The following is a 12,672-nucleotide window of genomic DNA, read 5'->3' as shown; positions in this document are numbered from 1 at the left end:
TTCGGTCAAGTCTTCGTCACGGTAGTCCTGGCGCAGCTGGCGCTTGACCAGGTCGAGGAAGGCCGGGAACGAGCTGTCGGCCAGGCTGCCTCGCTTGGTCACGCCCAACGGCATCTTCTTCGCCGCATCGACTTCGGCCTGGCTGGCCACGCCCTGCTCGGCCACCAGGTCAAGTACAAGGTTACGCCGGGCCAGGGCACGATCAGGGTAACGCCGCGGGTTGTAATAGGACGGCCCCTTGACCATGCCCACCAGCAAGGCGATCTGGTGCAGCTTCAGCTCGGACAGCGGCTGGCTGAAGAAGAACTGGCTGGCCAGGCCAAAGCCGTGCACGGCCCGCTGGCCATCCTGACCGACAAACACCTCGTTGAGGTAGGCCTCGAGGATTTCACGCTTGTCGTAGTGCAGCTCCAGCAGCATGGCCATCATCGCCTCGGTCAGCTTGCGGCTGAGGCTGCGCTCGCTGCTGAGGTAGAAGTTCTTCACCAGCTGCTGGGTCAAGGTACTACCGCCCTGGCGCATCGAGCCGGACGAGGTATTGACCCACATCGCCCGGGCAATGGACTTCGGTGATACACCGAAGTGGTTGTAGAAATCGCGGTCTTCGGTCGCTACCAGGGTCTCGAGCAGGTATTTGGGCACCTGGTCGATCTTGATCAGGATGCGGTCTTCGAGGTTTTTCGGGTAGATACCGCCGATCATCAGCGGCTCCAGGCGCACCACGTCAAGCGACTTGCCGTTGGCGCCGGAGAGGCCAGCCACATAATCGCCGGAGAAGCGCACGCGCACGAACTGCGCAGGTTCCATGCCCTCGTAGAACTGGAAGCCACGGGTGTTCAGGTCGACGGTATTGCCGTTGACTGCCGCTGCACCCGGGCCGTTGGCCGCGCTTTCACGCCGGTAGCCGAGCGCATCGAGCTCGGTGAGGAAGTCGGCCTTGCTGAGTTTCTGGCCGGTGAACATCTCCAGCGGCCGGGCATACACCTTGGCCGGGATGGTCCAGCGTTTGCCGGAAAACTTTTCCTGGACAACGGCATCGAGGTAAACCGCGAAGCCGGCGACGATCACCAGGCCTACCAGGCTGAGCTTCAAAGCCCAGCCCAGCCAGGCGCGGGAGCGGCCAGTCGGGCGTTTCTGAGGGGTGCGGGAATTTCGGGTTCGGGTCATGGCGGCGGATTATACGCACTTTATAAAGGCTGGGCAGACGGCCCGGCGGTAGGCAGGGACGGCACCATTGACCATAATGGCGCATTCGAATTCCCTGCCCCCGGAAGGTTTTCCTGTGAGCCAAGCCCTTATCACTGCGTTGCAGAACCCAGCCCTGTACCCTCACCCTGTGGATGGGTTCCAGCTCATCGAGACGCATATCTCCTGGGTGCTGCTCACCGGCGAGTACGCCTACAAGGTCAAGAAGCCGATGAACTTCGGCTTTCTCGACTTCACTGGCCTGGACCAGCGCCAGCATTTCTGTAACGAAGAATTGCGCCTGAACCAGCGCCTTACCGAAGGCCTGTACCTGGAAGTGTTGCCGATTACCGGCAGCGCCGAAGCACCGCAGATCGGTGGCGAAGGCGAGGCTATCGAATATGCGCTGAAGATGCGCCAGTTCCCCCAGGGCCAGATGCTCAGTACCCTGCAGGCCAATGGCGAACTGAATGCCGCGCACATCGACCAGATGGCCCGGCAGATTGCCGAATTCCACCTGCAGACCCCGAAGGTGCCTGCCGAGCAGCCCTACGGCTCGCCTGAAAGCGTGATGGCCCCGGTGGTGCAGAACTTCGAGCAGATCCGCCCATTCCTCAGCGATAAGGCCGATCTGCTGCAACTGGATAACCTGCAGGCCTGGGCGCGGAGCAGTTTCGAGCGGCTGCAAGGCCTGTTCGCCTCGCGCAAGGCCAACGGCTTCACCCGCGAGTGCCATGGCGACATCCACTTGGGCAACGCCACCCTGATCAACGACCAGGTAGTCATCTTCGACTGCATCGAGTTCAACGAACCCTTCCGCATGACCGATGTCTGGGCCGACACCGGCTTTCTCGCCATGGACCTGGAAGACCGCGGCCTCAAGTGCCTGGCACGACGCTTCATCAGTCAGTACCTGGAGCTGACCGGCGATTATGAAGGCTTGGAAGTGCTCAACTTCTACAAAGCCTATCGCGCAATGGTGCGGGCCAAGGTGGCGCTGTTCAGCATGCCGGCCAATGCTGATGGCGTGCAACGGGCCACCACCCTGCGCACCTACCGCAACTACGCCAACCTGGCGGAAAGCTACAGCGCCATCCCTTCTCGGCTGCTGGCCATCACCCATGGTGTCTCGGCTGTGGGCAAAAGCCACGTGGCAATGCGCCTGGTCGAGGCCTTGGGGGCCATTCGCGTGCGCTCCGATATCGAGCGCAAGCGGATGTTTGGCGAACAGCCACAAGACAATGCCGGCCAACTGACTGCCGGTATTTATGACAAGGATGCCAGTGCCGCCACTTACCAACGTCTGCACGACGTCGCAGCGACCGTTTTGCGCGCCGGCTTCCCGGTGGTACTGGATGCTACATACCTCAAGCATGAACAGCGCCAGGCTGCAGCGGACGTTGCAAGCCAGACCGGCGTACCGTTCCTGATCCTCGACTGCAACGCACCGGACGCGGTGATCGCCAGCTGGCTGGAACAGCGCCAGGCAGAAAACACCGACCCGTCGGATGCCACCCTGGAAGTGGTCAAGGCCCAGCAGGCCAGCCGTGAACCGCTGGATGCCCACGAGCTGGAACAAAGCACCCGGGTCGATACCCAGGATGCCAGCAGCATGAACCAGGTCATCGAACAGATTCGTCAGCGCCTGCCGGGCCTTTAACCTCATCACTCTCCTGCTCTGACCTCTTCGCGGGCAAGCCCGCGAAGAGGCCGGTACAGAACAGCTCATCGACCCCGATGGCAAAAAGCCGCGTATTCCCCAACCCCCGCTACACTCCTCTCTGACCTGCTCGCGATTTATCCCCCAAGACCCGTTCAGCCATCGCAAGGAGGCTAGATGAACGATGAATTGCAGCATCTGAAGAACCTTGGCAAGACCTCTGCGCAGTGGCTGCATGCAGCCGGCATCCACAGTGCATCGGATTTGCGCCGCCTGGGCGCGGTGGGTGCCTACCAGGCCGTGAAGACACGAGGGTTCCGCGCATCGAAGGTGCTGTTGTATGCCATTGAAGGCGCCCTGCTGGACATGCACTGGAACGACTTGCCGCTCGAACGCAAAGAAGCACTCAACCAGCAACTGGATGCGAAAGGCCCGGCACAAAAAAATCCAAAATAATCGTGAAAATGGATTGACGTGAAAATGAGAATCGTTATGATTATCGCAACTGGTCGCGAGACTGGTTGGATAAGCTAAGAGCCCCTGGTTCGGACTCTCAGATTATCTCCTCATCAGGCTAATCACGGTTATTGACCCGGCTTTTTGCCGGGTCTTTTTTTGCCTGAATTCCACCCGGTCCTATCGTCGCAGCTGAGCGCAGTAATCCTGCTGCGGCATCGCCGGCGTGTACCACACATAGTCAGCCTCGGCTGCCTCGACCTTTTCGCCAACCTCGGCCAGCAGCAGCACCTTGCTTTCCCCCTGTGCGCCCAGGTCGGCCAGGTGCAATGGCACACCCAGGTCCTTGCGCACGTGATAGGCCCCGGCGAACAGCATTGCCGGCTGCGGCGCGGCCAGCAGGCGCTCGGCCATGCGCCGGTCGCGCTGCTGTTGCACGGCCAGCATCGCCGGCAACTGGCTTTCCGGCAGCATCCCGCAATGCCCCGCGCGCACCTCTTCCAACAGGGCGGCTTTCACCGCTGGCGTATTGGACTGCTCGCCCGCCAACGCGGCCGGCTGGCGGTAGGCCTGGCGCATTTCGGCGGGAGAAAGGTTGGCCGCCAGCAACGGCACACCGCGTTTTTGCAAGGCTTCAGTAACGATCGGGCCGTAAAACTGCCAATCCCAGCCCTCCCGCCAGTCCAGGGCCTTAGGCAGGTCTGCCGGCAACGGCTGCCCGGCAGCCTTGTCCACCCGAGCCTGCTGCTCGGGCTGCAACATCTCCAGCAGCAGGCTGCCCTGCGTACGCCGAGCCTGCAGGGCCCGCAGCAACCAGAGTTGCAAGGCGTGATGGTCAGGGTTGTCATGTTTCTCGCCGACCAGAACCCGGGGGGCGACCGCCAGACGCTGCAGCAACTGCTCAGGGCTGATCAGCTGGCCACTGGCAAGATCGATTATCTGTCCCAGCTGCGGATCGCTGCGCCCCTCACTGCTTTGCCAGGCGGGCAATGGCGGCAGGCTGGCCTGGCAGCCACCCAGCACCAGCACCATGCACAGCCACAAGCCGGACAAAAGCGCAAAGCGCATCGGCAATGCCTCCTAACGCGTGATGATCAACGGATGCCCGCGCTCCGGGTGCGCCTGTACCAGCACATCGATCCCGTATACCGCTTTCAACGACCCGGGCGTCAGCACGGCTTCGGGCGAGGCGAACGCATGGCAGCGGCCCTGTTCCAGCAGCAGGATACGGTCACAATAGCGCGCCGCCAGGTTCAGGTCATGCAGAATCACCAGCACCGCGGCACCACGGTCGGCGAAGCGGCGCACGGCTTCCAGGGTGGTGTGCTGGTGCAGCGGATCGAGCATCGAGGTCGGCTCGTCGAGCAGCAGCGTGGTGCCCGCCTCCCCCGGCCACAGTTGCGCCAGTACCCTGGCCAGATGAACACGCTGCCGTTCGCCGCCGGACAGCGCCAGGTAACTACGGCCCACCAGGTGCCAGGCATCTGCCGCGCGCAACGCCGCCTCGATGATTTCTGCATCGCGGCGCTGCCCGGTGCCATGGGGCATGCGCCCCATGCTCACCACTTCCTCGACCCGAAACGAGAAGCCCAAACTGGAGATTTGCGGCAGCACCGCCAGGCGCCGGGCGCGTTCCTGGCCGGCCCAGTCGGCCAGCGGCCGGCCCAGTAGCGTGACATGCCCGCGGTCGGGCGCCAGCTCGCCGCACAGCACGCCCAACAGGCTACTCTTGCCCGCACCGTTGGGGCCAAGTACACCCACTACCTGCCCCGGGCTCAGCTGTACGCTGATGTCATGCAGCACCTCATTGCTGCCCCGACGCAGGTGCAGGCCCTCGACTTGCAACATCAGCTGCGCCCTCGTATCAGCAATAACAGGAAAAACGGCGCACCGATGAATGCCGTTACAATACCGATTGGCAGCTCGGCAGGCGCCAGCAACAGCCGCGCCGCCAGGTCGGCGAACAGCATCAGCACGCCCCCTGCCAGTAACGAGGCGGGCAGTACCACGCGGTGATCCGGCCCGGCCAGCAGGCGTACAAGGTGCGGAACCACCAGGCCGATAAAGCCGATCAGGCCGGCAGCGGCCACTGCAGCGCCCACGCCCAGCGCCGTGCAGAACACCAGCTCGCGCTTGAGCCGCTCCACATCAACCCCCAGGTGCCGCGCCTCGGACTCCCCCAACAGCAGGGCATTCAGCGCCTTGGCCCGACGCGGAAGCCACAGTGCAACACCCGCCGCCACCAGCAGCAGCGGCCACAGCCGCTGGTAACTGGCGCCATTGAGACTGCCCAGGTTCCAGAACGTCAGCGTGCGCAGGGTGGCGTCGTCGGCCAGGTAAGAGAACAGCCCCACGGCCGCGCCCCCCAGCGCGGTCATCGCCACACCGGCCAGCAGCATCGTGGCGACGTTGGTCTGGCCATCGCGCCGGCCTAGCCGGTAGACCAGCGCGGTTACCCCAAGCCCGCCAACAAAAGCGCAGAACGACAGCAGATAGGGCGCGAAGGCATCCGGCATGCCGCCAAACCAGGCGCCGCCAACGATGGCAACCGCTGCCCCCATCGCCGCGCCGGCAGACACCCCCACCAACCCGGGGTCGGCCAGCGGGTTGCGGAACAGCCCCTGCATGGCCACGCCAGACAACGCCAGCACTGCGCCCACCGCCAGCCCCAGCAAGGTACGCGGCAAGCGAATCTGCCCCAGGATCATCTCGGCCTGTTGCAAACCGTCAGCGCTAATGGGCAACCCTAGCAGGCGCAGGCCGGCGCGCAGGGTATCGAACAGCGGCAGGCTGACCGGCCCCAAGGCCAGCGACAACCACACCGCCAACAGGCACAGCAGGCTCAGGCAAACGAACAGCGTACGTGGCTGGACCCGCTGTTTCATTGTGCGAAGCTGGCCTGGGCTGCCGGGTAGAAGGTGCCAGCCAAAGACTGCAAGGTCGCCGGCAGGCGTGGCCCCAGCCCGCCGACCAGCAGGGTCGGGTCAAGCGACACCAGGCGCTTCTCGCGTACGGCGCGCGAGGCCGCCAACGCCGGGTTTTCTTTCAGCAGTGCTTGCAAGGCCTGATCATCAGCCAGCGCCCGGTCGGAGACCACCACGACATCGGCGTCCAGCGCGGCCAGTGCTTCATTGGAAACGTTCTTGTAACCCTGGTGCTCTGCCAGGTTACGCCCGCCAGCCTGGCGCAAAAGCCAGTCACCGGCGGTGCCCTGCCCGGCGATCAGCGGCTTGGCACCGGCATGCCCGACCAGCAACAACACCCCCGGCGCCTTCTGCCCGGCCTGGGCCTGCCTGACCTTGCCCTGCAAGGCGTCAAGTTGCTGGTGATAATCCGCCGACAACGCCGAAGCTTGCGCTTCTGCGCCAAGCAACTGCCCGAGGCGCTTGAGGTTTGCATCCACCGCAGCCAGTTCGGCCTTGCTGGAGAACTGCTCGACCTGCACGCCGGCTGTGCGAATTTGCGCCAGCACCGGCGGCGGCCCCATTTCGTCGGTGCCCACCAGCACATCCGGTCGCAGGCTCAGGATGCCTTCGGCCGACAGCTGCCGCTGATAACCCACACTGGGCAGTGACTTCAACGATGCCGGGTGCTGGCTGGTGGTGTCGACGCCGACCAGCCGCGCTTCACCACCCAGCGCGGTTATCCACTCGCTCAGTGCACCGCCGGCGCTGACCCAACGCTGCGGCAGTTGGGCCGCCAGGGCCTGGGTGGAGAGCACAAGGCTTGCGAACAAGCCGAGCACGGCGACAGGACGGCGCATCATCGGGTTTCCTTCTTAAGGCGGGCCGCGCGCCTTGTGGCGGGCGGCAGAACTGCGCACCATAGACAGCCGGACGCAGCGAATGCGGGCAATTTGATAATTATTCGCATTGAAGCGTCAAGCCATCATCTGTTTCACGAGTCGTCCCTGCCATGCACTTCCTTTGTACCTCCGACGGCCTGATCGAAGGCCAAGGCCGCGCCTTCAGCGTAGACGGCACCGAACTGTTCGGTGTGCGTCGCCAGGGCCTGGTGTACCTGTACCGCAACCGCTGCCCGCATCGGGGTATCCCGCTGAATTGGGCAGGGGATGCGTTTCTCGATGAAAGTGCCAGCCTGATCCACTGCGCCCATCATGGCGCGCTGTTCCTGATCGACAGCGGCGAATGTGTCGCCGGCCCCTGCGAAGGTGAGCAACTGCAGGCCCTGGGCTGCCATGAAGACAGCCTGGGCATCTGGCTCAAGGGGTAAGCAGCACTGGCAAACCGCGGTCGATGACGATTCCTTCAGGATCCAGGCGGGTGCCATAGGCCAGCACCTCCACGCCATCCGCCACGGCGGCGCGCAGGGCCTGGGCATAGGCCGCGTCGATTTCTTCGGCCGGGCGCACGGCGTCGATGCCGGTCAGGTTCACGCAATACAACTGCACCGCCCGTACCCCCTGCCTGGCCAGTTTAGCCAGCTCGCGCAGGTGTTTGGCACCACGCTGGGTGACCGCATCGGGGAAGGCCGCCACCGTGCTGTCGGGGAAGCCCAGGGTCACGCTCTTGACCTCGACGTAGGCCGGGGCGCCGTCGAACTCCAGGCGAAAGTCGATGCGGCTGCCTTCCTCGCCGTAGGCCACTTCACGCCTGAGGGCGGTAAAACCGGCCAGTTCGGCGATGCTGCCGGCGCGCAGGGCCTCTTCTACCAGCGCATTGGCCCGCCCGGTGTTCACGCAGGCCAGTCGCCCCTGCGGGGTTTCGCTGATTTCCCAGGTGCCGGGCAGCTTGCGCTTGGGGTCGTTGGAGCGGCTGAACCACACCTGCCCGCCTTCACGCATGCAATTGAGCATGGAGCCGGTGTTCGGGCAGTGGATGGTCATCTGCTCGCCGCCGGCCAGCTCGATGTCCGCGAGAAAACGCTTGTAGCGGCGCAGCAGGCGGCCCTGTTCGAGTGAAGGAGAAAACCGCATCAGCCTTGCCAGCTCCGCAGGCCACGGGCGATACGCTGCACCGCTTGCTCCAGGCGTGGCAGGCTCTGGGTGTAGGCAAAGCGCACATGGTGCCCGGCCAGGTGGCGGCCGAAGTCCAGCCCCGGGGTGAAGGCCAGGTGCTCGGTTTCCAGAAAGTGCCTGCAGAAGGCGAATGCATCACCGCCAAAGGCACTGATATCGGCATACAGGTAGAACGCCCCCTGCGGCTCGACGGCAATCCGGAAGCCCAGTTCGCGCAGGGCAGGCAACAGATAGTCGCGGCGGCGGGCGAATTCGGCGCGGCGTTCTTCGAGCATGGCCAGGGTTTCCGGCTGGAAGCAGGCCAGCGCGGCATGCTGGGCCATGCTTGGTGCACTGATGTACAGGTTCTGCGCCAGCTTCTCCAGATCGGCCACTGCGCCAGGGGGGGCGACCAGCCAGCCCAGGCGCCAGCCGGTCATGCCGAAATACTTGGAAAAACTATTCAGGACAAACGCCGAGTCATCGACTTCCAGCACGCTGGGTGCATCCATGCCATAGGTCAGGCCGTGGTAGATCTCGTCGACCACCAGGTGACCATGGCGCTGATGAACGGCCTTTGCCAGGCTGGACAGCTCGTCACGGCCCAGCACGGTGCCGGTCGGGTTGGCCGGCGAGGCAACCAGCGCGCCGACCGAATCCTTGTCCCAGTAACGGTCGACCAGATCGGCGGTGAGCTGGTAGTTCACCTCGGGCCCTACCGGCACCAGTTGCGCACCGCCTTCGACCAGGCGCAGGAAGTGGCGATTGCAGGGGTAACCGGGGTCGGCCAGCAGCCAGTGCTTGCCCGGGTCGACCAGCAAGCTGCTGGCCAGCAGCAGCGCGCCGGAGCCACCGGGGGTAATCAGGATGCGCTCGGGGTCGATACTCAGGCCATAACGCTGCTCGTAAAAGCCGGCAATGGCCTGGCGCAGCGCCGGCAACCCGCGTGCGGCGGTGTAACGCGTGTGCCCGTCGGCCAGTGCAGCCTGGCCAGCGGCAACGATCGGTGCAGCCGTGGTGAAGTCCGGTTCGCCGATTTCCAGGTGGATCACGTCGTGCCCGGCGGCTTGCAGCTCATTGGCCCGGGCCAGCAGCGCCATGACGTGGAAGGGTTCGATGGCGCGGCTGCGCGCACTGTAGGGGTGGGCCATGACCTTCTCTCAATAGGGTCTAAACTAGAGATTCTACCTCTGCACGCCACCGAACGTACGGCTCGCGCTGCGGTCAATTGCCAGGATCGGGCGGGGTAGCGCACCCCCGATCTATCTGGTAAGTTCGGCGGCTCGCAGTCGCAGGGCCGGCGGTCGCCGGAGATGGAGCATCCTGCGCATTGGATCAGATGAGTGAGAGGCGGTCTATTCATGTCCACCCTAGAAAAGCAAAAAGCCAACCAGAATCTTTATGGGGTCGCGCCTTATCAGGAGACCAAGGGTGAGGAGTACATGGGTGAGCCCATGCGCAAGCACTTCACCAAAATTCTCACTGGCTGGAAGCAAGAGTTGATGGTCGGCGTCGACAAGACCGTAGACCATATGAAGGAAGAAGCAGCCAACTTTGCAGACCCGGCAGACCGAGCGTCTCAAGAAGAGGAGTTTGCCCTCGAGCTGCGCAACCGCGACCGCGAGCGCAAGCTGATCAAGAAAATCGACAAGACCCTGCAAAAGATCCAGGACGAAGAATACGGCTGGTGCGAATCCTGCGGCATCGAGATCGGCCTGCGCCGGCTGGAAGCACGCCCGACTGCCGACCTGTGCTTCGATTGCAAGGAAATTGCGGAGAAAAAGGAAAAGACAGTCGGCAAAGGCTGATTTTTCTCCAATCCGGACGGGGCGCATCAGGCGCCCCGTTTCATTTTCAGAAACCCCAAAGCCATGAATGACTCCCGCTACATCGGGCGCTTCGCCCCCACCCCCAGCGGCTTCCTGCACTTCGGCTCGCTGGTCGCCGCCCTCGCCTCCTGGCTTGATGCCCGTGCCGTCAACGGCCGCTGGCTGCTGCGCATGGAGGACACTGACCCGCCCCGGGAAATGCCCGGCGCCCGCGATGCGATCCTGCAGACGCTGGAGCGCTACGGCCTGGAGTGGGATGGCGAGGTGGTGTTCCAGAGCCAGCGGCACGATGCCTATGCCGCAGTGGTCGACCGCCTGTTCAACCTGGGCCTGGCCTATGCCTGCACCTGCTCGCGCAAACAGCTGGAAGGTTACAACGGGATCTACCCGGGCTTTTGCCGCAACGCCGGGCATGCCCGTGAAGGCGCGGCGATCCGCTTGCGGGTACCGGAGCTGATCTACCGCTTTACCGACCGGGTGCAGGGCGAGTACCAGCAGCACCTGGGCCGTGAGGTGGGCGATTTCGTCATCCAGCGCCGCGACGGGCTGTATGCATACCAGTTGGCAGTCGTACTGGACGATGCCTGGCAAGGTGTTACCGACATCGTGCGTGGCGCCGACCTGCTCGACAACACTCCGCGCCAGCTGTACCTGCAGGAACTGCTGGGCTTTTCGCAGCCGCGCTACCTGCATATCCCGCTGATCGTGCAGCCGGACGGGCACAAGCTGGGCAAGTCATACCGTTCGCCGCCGTTGCAGGTTGAGCATGCGACACCGTTGCTGTTGCGGGCATTGCGGGCGCTGGGGCAGAAGGCCGACCCCGAGCTGCTGCTGGCGACGCCGGCTGAAGTGTTGGCGGTGGCGCGGAAGCAGTGGCAGCCTGAGCGGATTGCACAGCGCACCACGGTGCCAGAGGCTGATTTGCGCTAACGCAGGCTCGGCCCTTTCGCGGGTAAACCCGCTCCCACAGGGTTGCCCCGGGCAACCCGTATCTGAAAATCAAAAGCCCAACAAATTCAAAACCTTGGCGAAGACCATGGATTCCCGCTAGCATCCCCCCCGCCATTTGCGCCAATAATAAGTCCAAGCCCGCAGCGCCCAACCATCGAGGCCAGCATGTACATCTATCGTTTGGTCCTGCTTCTGGTCGTGGGGATCTACCTGTTCTCCCCGGCCATCATGGACTGGTGGATCGAGCCGACCGGAGCCTGGTACCGCCCTTACCTGCTCTGGCTCATCCTGATCGTCGTCACCTTCATCCTGCAGAGCCAACGAGATGCCGATGAGCTTTAGCCTGACCCAGATGATCCTGATCAGCGCCGGGTACCTCATGGTGCTGTTCGGCGTGGCCTGGATCAGCGAACGCGGGCTGATCCCGCGCTCGATCATTCGCCACCCGCTTACCTACACATTGTCGCTGGGCGTATACGCCAGTGCCTGGGCCTTCTATGGCTCGGTGGGCCTGGCCTACCAGTACGGCTACGGCTTTCTCGCCTGTTACCTGGGGGTATCCGGTGCATTCCTGCTGGCGCCGGTGCTGCTGTACCCGATCCTGAAGATCACCCGCACCTACCAGCTGTCATCGCTGGCCGACCTGTTGGCGTTTCGCTTTCGCAGCACCTGGGCCGGCGCCCTGACCACCATCATCATGCTGATCGGGGTATTGCCGTTGCTGGCCCTGCAGATCCAGGCGGTGGCCGACTCGATCAGCATCCTCACCGGCGAGCCAGTCAAGGCCCGGGTGGCTTTTGCGTTCTGCGCACTGATCATTCTGTTCACCATCTTTTTCGGTTCGCGCCACATTGCCACTCGTGAAAAGCATGAAGGGCTGGTGTTCGCCATCGCCTTCGAGTCGGTGATCAAGCTGCTGGCCCTGGGCGGGGTCGGCCTGTACGCCCTGTACGGGGTGTTCGGCGGGCCTCACGAACTGGAGGTCTGGCTGCTGCAGAACCAGACCGCCCTGGCGGCGCTGCATACTCCGCTGCAGGAAGGCCCATGGCGTACCCTGCTGCTGGTGTTCTTCGCCTCGGCCATCGTCATGCCGCACATGTACCACATGGCCTTCACCGAAAACCTCAACCCGCGCTCGCTGGTCAGCGCCAGCTGGGGCCTGCCGCTGTTCCTGCTGCTGATGAGCCTGGCCGTACCCCTGGTGCTGTGGGCCGGCCTGCGCCTGGGCGCCAGCACCAACCCCGAGTACTTCACCCTGGGCCTGGGGATTGCCGCCAACAACAAGGCACTGGCACTGTTGGCCTACGTCGGCGGCTTGGCATCTGCCAGTGGCTTGATCATCGTCACTACACTGGCGCTGTCAGGCATGGCCCTCAACCATTTGGTGCTGCCCCTGTACCAACCACCGGCAGAGGGCAATATCTATCGCTGGCTGAAGTGGACCCGCCGCGCGCTGATCGTCGCCATCATCACCGCCGGTTTCATGTTCTACCTGACCCAGAACAACCACCAGAGCCTGGCCAACCTGGGCATCGTCGCCTTCGTCGCCACCTTGCAGTTCCTGCCAGGGGTGCTGTCGGTGCTGTACTGGCCCACCGCCAACCGCCGCGGCTTCATCGCCGGGCTGCTGGCCG

At 63.8% G+C, this 12,672-nt stretch carries 13 protein-coding genes and 1 pseudogene; 7 read left to right on the top strand and 7 right to left on the bottom strand.

Annotated features, from left to right (window positions below; genetic code table 11):
* Positions 1–1,167: transglycosylase domain-containing protein (locus tag HP546_RS16940; RefSeq protein WP_172227611.1), on the bottom strand; the 1,167-nt coding region annotated here is incomplete at its 3' end.
* 115 nt (positions 1,168–1,282) lie between these two features.
* Between HP546_RS16940 and HP546_RS16935 the strand changes: the two genes are divergently transcribed.
* Positions 1,283–2,845 (top strand): AAA family ATPase, encoded by a 1,563-nt coding sequence (locus HP546_RS16935; protein ID WP_172227609.1) that lies wholly within the window; start codon positions 1,283–1,285, stop codon positions 2,843–2,845.
* A 177-nt stretch (positions 2,846–3,022) separates the two neighbouring features.
* Positions 3,023–3,301: a TfoX/Sxy family protein gene (locus HP546_RS16930; protein ID WP_172227607.1), complete on the top strand. Its 279-nt coding sequence runs from the start codon at positions 3,023–3,025 to the stop codon at positions 3,299–3,301.
* A gap of 180 nt (positions 3,302–3,481) precedes the next feature.
* On the opposite strand, the gene HP546_RS16925 is transcribed toward HP546_RS16930, so the two are convergent.
* Genes HP546_RS16925 through HP546_RS16910 form a run of 4 tightly spaced genes read right to left on the bottom strand, consistent with a single transcriptional unit; the run spans position 3,482 to position 7,067 of the window.
* Positions 3,482–4,369 (bottom strand): ChaN family lipoprotein, encoded by an 888-nt coding sequence (locus tag HP546_RS16925; protein ID WP_172227605.1) that lies wholly within the window; start codon positions 4,367–4,369, stop codon positions 3,482–3,484.
* A gap of 12 nt (positions 4,370–4,381) precedes the next feature.
* A complete protein-coding gene (locus HP546_RS16920; protein WP_172227603.1) occupies positions 4,382–5,149 on the bottom strand; it encodes a heme ABC transporter ATP-binding protein in 768 nt (255 codons plus the stop codon).
* Positions 5,149–6,132, bottom strand: coding sequence for an iron ABC transporter permease (locus HP546_RS16915; RefSeq protein ID WP_172227613.1), 984 nt, complete (start codon positions 6,130–6,132; stop codon positions 5,149–5,151). Before HP546_RS16915 ends, HP546_RS16920 begins: the two co-directional genes overlap by 1 nt.
* 50 nt (positions 6,133–6,182) lie before the next feature.
* The gene (locus HP546_RS16910) at positions 6,183–7,067 is read right to left on the bottom strand and encodes a hemin ABC transporter substrate-binding protein (RefSeq protein ID WP_172227601.1); all 885 of its coding nucleotides are present in this window, start codon (positions 7,065–7,067) and stop codon (positions 6,183–6,185) included.
* A 149-nt stretch (positions 7,068–7,216) separates the two neighbouring features.
* Here HP546_RS16910 and HP546_RS16905 point away from each other — a divergent pair, with 149 nt between their 5' ends.
* Positions 7,217–7,534 carry a Rieske (2Fe-2S) protein gene (locus HP546_RS16905; protein WP_172227599.1) on the top strand — a complete coding sequence of 106 codons (318 nt, stop codon included), beginning with the start codon at positions 7,217–7,219 and terminating at the stop codon, positions 7,532–7,534.
* On the opposite strand, the gene sfsA is transcribed toward HP546_RS16905, so the two are convergent.
* Together sfsA and HP546_RS16895 are read right to left on the bottom strand one after the other, a co-directional pair.
* Complete coding sequence (sfsA, locus tag HP546_RS16900; protein WP_172227597.1) at positions 7,524–8,237, bottom strand: DNA/RNA nuclease SfsA; 714 nt, start codon at positions 8,235–8,237, stop codon at positions 7,524–7,526. The two genes, HP546_RS16905 and sfsA, sit on opposite strands and share 11 nt — an antisense overlap.
* A complete protein-coding gene (locus HP546_RS16895; RefSeq protein WP_172227595.1) occupies positions 8,237–9,409 on the bottom strand; it encodes a pyridoxal phosphate-dependent aminotransferase in 1,173 nt (390 codons plus the stop codon). The genes sfsA and HP546_RS16895 overlap by 1 nt, the downstream gene beginning before the upstream one ends.
* 210 nt (positions 9,410–9,619) lie before the next feature.
* On the opposite strand from HP546_RS16895, the gene dksA reads away from it, so the two are divergent.
* The 4 genes and pseudogenes from dksA to HP546_RS16875 form a co-directional block, all read left to right on the top strand.
* A complete protein-coding gene (gene dksA, locus HP546_RS16890) occupies positions 9,620–10,066 on the top strand; it encodes an RNA polymerase-binding protein DksA (protein ID WP_003250009.1) in 447 nt (148 codons plus the stop codon).
* A 63-nt stretch (positions 10,067–10,129) separates the two neighbouring features.
* Complete coding sequence (gene gluQRS, locus HP546_RS16885) at positions 10,130–11,017, top strand: tRNA glutamyl-Q(34) synthetase GluQRS (protein WP_172227593.1); 888 nt, start codon at positions 10,130–10,132, stop codon at positions 11,015–11,017.
* 186 nt (positions 11,018–11,203) lie between these two features.
* The gene (locus tag HP546_RS16880) at positions 11,204–11,380 is read left to right on the top strand and encodes a hypothetical protein (RefSeq protein WP_003250005.1); all 177 of its coding nucleotides are present in this window, start codon (positions 11,204–11,206) and stop codon (positions 11,378–11,380) included.
* Positions 11,364–12,672: pseudogene (locus HP546_RS16875) on the top strand (ATPase); the annotation flags it as partial. The gene HP546_RS16880 and the pseudogene HP546_RS16875, both read left to right, overlap by 17 nt.

It is taken from the genome of Pseudomonas sp. CM25, from assembly GCF_013179705.1.
Taxonomy (GTDB): domain Bacteria; phylum Pseudomonadota; class Gammaproteobacteria; order Pseudomonadales; family Pseudomonadaceae; genus Aquipseudomonas.
The sequence above is the reverse complement of the archived record's forward strand: the minus strand, read 5'-3'. Positions and strand labels throughout refer to the sequence as shown.